General features: G+C 48.9%; 2 protein-coding genes. Both read left to right on the top strand.

The genetic code is table 11. The features are described 5' to 3' along the window. A partial coding sequence (locus GRP75_RS21995; RefSeq protein ID WP_202404255.1) for an RNA chaperone Hfq occupies positions 1-149 on the top strand: 149 nt, incomplete at its 5' end. 190 nt (positions 150-339) lie between these two features. Then, a partial coding sequence (locus tag GRP75_RS21990; protein WP_237449139.1) for a condensation domain-containing protein occupies positions 340-3,406 on the top strand: 3,067 nt, incomplete at its 3' end.

Below are 3,406 nucleotides of genomic sequence, written 5' to 3'. Positions count from 1 at the left end.
GAGGGACGATTAAAGCATTTGACAATTTTACGATTGTTATCGACTCGGATGGAAAGCAACAGCTGATTTACAAGCATGCCATCTCCACCTTTACACCGCAACGCAATGTATCGCTTGTACAGCAACAGGATAACGCTAGCGATAACTGATTACGGCTTGACGGTCGCCCGGATTCATGAAACTTTTCAGGCGTCCGTCTCGTCTAACTGTATAGGAATGTGACCGGGAGCAACCTGATCAGGGTTGTTCTTTTCATTCCGTTTACTTTCATGCTGCCGACAGCAAGCTTTAAGCTTATGTTAGGTACCATATGATTATTCGCGAAAGGGAGTCAGGGGAATGCCAAACGATTCATTGTCCAGATCCGGCAATCGCAATAGAAACACATCTAAAGAGAAGCCGAAGGGCAAGAAAAAGAAAATAACAGGTAAGCGAGTGGGGTGGACGATATTTATTACAGCGGCGTTAGCCATATTCTGTGCACTTGGTGGATATTTATTTGTCATGGTTAATGGCGAAAAAATTTACAAAGCCAACAAGGACAAAATTACAGTGAACGAGACATCGAAGGTTTATGACCGCAACGGTGTGCTCATGGGTGAGTTGTCTGTGCAAAAAAGCGATCCTGTCAAAAGTGGAGAAATTCCACCGCTGCTCAAAAAAGCATTTATTGCAACCGAGGATAAGCGAGGAGAAAGGCTTTATCGAACGGGAGACTTAGGCTGTCAGACCCCGGACGGGCAATTTCAGTATCTTGGGCGAAAGGACGATCAGGTTCAGGTGCGGGGATTTCGCGTCGAAATGAAGGAAGTTGAGCAGGCGCTGGTCAGTCTTCCATCTATTCGTGAGGCAACGGTGATTGCACATATCGAGGCAACGGGATTAACCGGGCTGATCGGCTACTACACATTGCAGTCGCCGGAAATGACGTCAGAAGGGGTACGCCAACATCTAAAAGAACGGCTTCCCGACTATATGGTTCCCGGTCTGTTGGTCCCTCTCGAAACCATGCCTTTGACCCCACACGGTAAAATCGACCGTAAACATATGCCAAAACCTGAGGGAAGAAGTCTTGCAGGAACAGAATATGTACCTCCAAGAGACGGCATGGAGCAGGAGCTATCCACCATTTGGACAGAAATTTTGGATATAGCGCAAGTGGGTGTACAGGACCCCTTTTTTGCGTTGGGTGGACATTCACTCAAGATGGCAAAAATGATTTACCGGATTCAGGAACGCTTGCAGGTGAAAGTGACGTTCAAAGAACTCTTTGATCATCAAACCATTCGTGAGCTGGCAGATTTGCTTCGTCAAAAGACCTCTGTTCATGCAGCTTCTATCGAACCGTTGCCTGAGCAGGAGTATTACCCAGTTTCCGCCGCTCAAAGACGATTATTTGTTTTGCATCAATTGGAAGGAGAAAGCCTGAGCAATCACGTGTTCACTGCATGGCATTTGGAAGGCAGTATCCAACGAGAGCAGCTTGAACGTCTGTTTCGAACATTACTGCTCCGGCATGAAGTATTTCGAACGGGCTTTACCCTGCTGGAGGATGAAGTAGTACAGCAGATTCATTCGGATGTAGCTTGGAAAATGGAATATACCGAAGGGACGGCGGCCGATATGCCGCAGATTCAGCAATCATTTTTGCGTCCTTTTGATTTGCAACAGCCCCCGCTTTTACGGGTAATGCTGGTTCGATTAGCGGAGCAGAGCCATGTTCTACTGCTGGATGTGCATCATATTATTTTTGATGGAATTTCTGCGACAGTGCTTATTGATGAGTTTATCTCCCTAATGGAAGGAAGCGCTTTGGAAAAGCCGCACATTCAGTATAAAGACTTTGCCGCCTGGCAGCATACACAGCTCAGCGGGGAACATCTGAAAGAACAGGAAGCGTTCTGGCTGAAGATGTTCGACGAACAGCACACTGGAAAGGAAATTCCGCTTCTGAATCTGCCGGGAGATTATCCAAGACCAAGACAACGGAGCTTTGCCGGGGGCTCGCTGGAATTTAGTCTGTCGTCAGACTGTGCAACAAGTTTGCGGAAGCTGGCAACGGAGAGTGGTGCCACGTTATTCATGGTTTTGCTTGCAGCATACAATGTATTCTTGTCCCGCTATAGTGGGCAGGAGGACATCGTGGTGGGTACGCCAGTAGCCGGAAGATTGCATGTTCAGCTGGAGCGTATGCTCGGTATGTTCGTAAATACACTTACGTTACGAAATGCTCCCGTACAGGAGAAGACCTTCCGACAGTTTCTGGACGAGGTCAAAGACAATGCGTTGAATGCGTTTGAGCATCAGGATTACCCCTTTGATATGCTCGTTAATCGCTTGCATCTCCAGCGGGATTTGAGTCGTAATCCGCTGTTTGACACGATGTTTCGGCTGCAAAATTTTATGGATGGCAGCAGGGAAGTGCCGGGTTTACAGGTGAAGCCTTATCCGTTGGAAAGCCCTTTTGCTTCATTTGATTTGATGCTGACCGTGGTTGAGATGCCGACTGCTAAAGGTGTAGGTGATAATCGCCGTAATGGGCTGCATTGTACCTTTGAATACAGCGCGGAACTGTTCCGCGAGCATACGGTTCGCCAGATGGCGCAGCATTTCATAGAGCTGGTGGCCCAACTGGCTTTGCAGCCAGACCGTCCCCTGTATGCCTACAGCCTGCTGACTCCTGCGGAGCAATCACGCATTCTTGTCGCCCGCAATGCGACTGAGCTTGCGCTTCCGGCTGACAAGCTGATGCATCACCTGTTCGAAGAACAGGCTGCACGGATGCCGGACGCCATAGCGGTAGAATGTGGGAGCCAGTGTTTGACCTATGGCGAGCTGGATGTCCTGTCCAATCGGGTGGCGAGAACATTGCGCAGCAAAGGAGCGGACGTGAATACGGTGGTTGCCTTGCTGCTGGAACGGTCGGTAGATTTGCTGACGGCGATGCTCGGCATTTTAAAGGCAGGTGCTGCCTATTTGCCGATCGACCCCGACTATCCTGCGGCGCGTATTTCCTACATGCTGGAAGAGAGTGAAGCGCAATGGCTGATTAGTCGGGACACACTGCTGGATGGACTGGATTTTAGAGGCGAAGTCATTTCGTTGAATGACGAGAGTATATACCTTCAGGATGGAAAAAGGCTGAAGATCACACAGCCGGGACCCCATGATTTGGCGTATATGATTTTCACCTCAGGCTCGACCGGACATCCAAAAGGCGTGATGATCCGTCAGGAAGCCATCGTTAACCTGATCTACGGGATTACCGAGCGAATTCCGTTTCTTGAAGGTCAGACCTTCTTCTCAGTAACTACTGCTGCATTTGATATTTTTGTATTGGAAACGCTACTGCCTTTGGCGAAGGGGCTACGGGTAGTGTTATCTACGGGAGAAGAGCAGGCGAATG

Source organism: Paenibacillus sp. OT2-17, from assembly GCF_009827695.1.
GTDB lineage: Bacteria > Bacillota > Bacilli > Paenibacillales > Paenibacillaceae > Paenibacillus > Paenibacillus polymyxa_B.
This window is presented reverse-complemented; position numbering and strand designations above follow the sequence as displayed.